A 2,614-nucleotide genomic window follows, 5' to 3' on the forward strand; every position below is an offset into this window, starting at 1 on the left:
CTGAGATGTGGTACATTATGCAGGCCGACAATGAAGCCCAGCTTACGGTAGGATTTAATCAGCCGATGAGCCGGGAAAAGTATCTGGATGCGTTTGAGGACGGCAAGCTGATGAGCATTCTGAACGAAGAAGATGTGCAGGCCGGCGATGTGTACTTTCTACCGGCGGGGCGGGTCCACAGCATTGGTAAAGGAATTCTGTTAGCCGAGATTCAGCAAACCTCAGACGTTACCTATCGTATCTACGATTTTGACCGGGAAGATGACAAAGGTAATACCCGCGAGCTGCACGTAGACCAAGCGCTAGATGCCATTGACTATCAGGAATACGACGAATATAAAACGCGCTACGAAGCTAAAGAAAATGAAGTAGTAAATGTAGTTGAGTCACCCTACTTTGTTACTTCCTGCTTGCAGTTTACTGAGAACACTACCCGAGACTACGCTGACCGCGATTCGTTTACGATTTACGTTTGTGTAGATGGACAAGCAGATATTTACAGTGGTGGAAAAAGCTATTCTATTAAGAAAGGAGAGGCTTGTTTGCTTCCGGCCAGTATTAAACGCGTAGAATTGGTAACATCGGGAGGCTTTACGCTATTAGAGTCTTATGTTCCGGAGTAGTTAATTGCAAATACAAGATTACAAATGGTTAATCTTCAACGGTTTAGTCGTTTTCCAGTACGTAACTAGGTGATGACGAAAAAAAATAAGCAAGTAAACGTTCAGCAGTTAGGACTGGTAGAATACGCCCAGGCTTGGGATTACCAGGAAGAGGTTTTCGCTGAAATTGTCCAAACCAAAATCACTAACCGTAAGCAACCTGACCGGTCAAAGACTACGGAAAACTACCTGCTGTTTTGCGAACACCCCCCCGTTTATACACTTGGGAAAAGCGGTAAAGAAAGCAACTTGTTGTTGTCGCCCGAAGAACTGACTGAAAAAGGGATTCAGTACTATCCCATCAACCGGGGTGGGGACATTACTTTTCATGGACCGGGGCAACTGGTAGGCTATCCCATTCTGGATTTAGATAATTTCTTTACCGACATTCATCGCTATCTGCGAACATTAGAAGAAGCAATTATTCTTATGCTGGCCGACTACGGACTCGATACCGGACGCATTCCGGGCTTAACCGGGGTTTGGATGGATTACCAAGAGCAGAAGAATCCCCGCAAAATCTGCGCGATGGGAGTGAAAGCCAGCCGCTGGGTCACTATGCATGGCTTCGCCTTAAATGTAAATACTGACCTTCATTATTTTGATTACATCGTTCCCTGCGGAATAGAAGACAAAGCAGTTACTTCTATGGCCAAGGAGTTGGGAAGAGCTCAGGATACGGAGGTAGTCGGTGCTCGCTTACTAAAGCATCTGTCTGATTTGTTCGAGATGGAGGTCGTATCAAAAACGGCAGGTATGAATTTATAGTTGGCTATAATAAGAAAAAGCCCCTGAGAAATCAGAGGCTTAGAATCTTAAACTTAGTTACGTTCCTGTAAAAGAAGAGGCTTGACTAAGCATTACATCACAAGTATACGTTTTTTAACTATAGGAAGTTGCATATTTGCAACCAATTTTTATATAATTTGAACTATAACAAGCTTGAATATTACTTATCACAACCAAGGTTAGAACGGTTTCTCAGATCGACAGGAAATTCGAAATCTAAGGCTCAACAATTATATCGAGTCAACCTGCGTGTGAGTCAGGCTTTCTATCCTATACTTAACTTGTTTGAGATTTTTCTAAGAAATTCCGTTAATAACCAAGTTACATCTTATTTCGCCAATCCTAATTGGATTCTAACTGAGAAAAATGGTTTTATGAGTGATAGGTCTCTCCGTTCCTCAAGATTCTATCTGAAACACTCAGTTCAAAAAGCAGAAAATACGATTCGGAAAAAACAAGGAACAGTTTCTTCGGGAAAAGTAATAGCTGAACAATCATTGGGATTTTGGACAAGTTTGTTTGAATCTCATCATTATCGATTAATTGGCGGTGTAGTTATTCACTGCTTTCCTAACAAACCTAGCACGGCAAACAGAAGTTTGATTTCACAAAGGCTTAATAGAATCAGAACATTTAGAAATCGTATTTATCATAATGAGCCCATATGCTTCAATAACAATGATGTGGACTTTAGTTCTGCTGAAAATGTAAGAAATGAAATTTTTGAAATGCTAAACTGGATGGACACAGATCTCGCTCTCTACATTCAACAATTTGATGAAGTAGATTCTGAAATACGATCAGCAGATAATTTGTAAAGTCGACTATATAGCCTCGTAAATAGCGTACAAACTCATTTTTTATGAAAAAAGATATTGATTTTCCGAAGGTAGAGGGAGTGCAAATGGCGATTAGCCGCCAGAAAAATGAAGTGTCAGGTGAGTTTGAATTCTATGTGTATCTGATTAACGAAAATGCTTTTACGCTGGAAAATGTACTAATTAACTCATCAGGCTATAGCAAAAAGAAAGAGCAGAAAACATCGGTGCTTCGGCACTATTTGGAAAACGTAGCTCCCAACAGTGTAGCGAAGATAGAGTTAATTAACCCTGAACTGTTTGCTTTGGTTAACCAGTTTTGGGTTAGTTACTATCGCGGGAAAA

Annotated in this window: 4 protein-coding genes; all 4 read left to right on the forward strand. The window is 40.8% G+C overall.

Annotated features, from left to right (window positions below; translation table 11 throughout):
* The coding region (locus WBA23_RS03200; RefSeq protein ID WP_424580805.1) for a class I mannose-6-phosphate isomerase at nucleotides 1-623 on the forward strand (623 nt) is incomplete at its 5' end.
* Between the two features lie 72 nt (nucleotides 624-695).
* Nucleotides 696-1,430 carry a lipoyl(octanoyl) transferase LipB gene (gene lipB / locus WBA23_RS03205; protein ID WP_424580806.1) on the forward strand — a complete coding sequence of 245 codons (735 nt, stop codon included), beginning with the start codon at nucleotides 696-698 and terminating at the stop codon, nucleotides 1,428-1,430.
* A 272-nt stretch (nucleotides 1,431-1,702) separates the two neighbouring features.
* Nucleotides 1,703-2,269 (forward strand): hypothetical protein, encoded by a 567-nt coding sequence (locus WBA23_RS03210; RefSeq protein ID WP_424580807.1) that lies wholly within the window; start codon nucleotides 1,703-1,705, stop codon nucleotides 2,267-2,269.
* Nucleotides 2,270-2,313: 44 nt separating this feature from the next.
* Nucleotides 2,314-2,614: hypothetical protein (locus WBA23_RS03215; protein WP_424580808.1), on the forward strand; the 301-nt coding region annotated here is incomplete at its 3' end.

The organism is Tunicatimonas sp., assembly GCF_049647865.1.
Taxonomy (GTDB): Bacteria; Bacteroidota; Bacteroidia; order Cytophagales; family Cyclobacteriaceae; genus Tunicatimonas.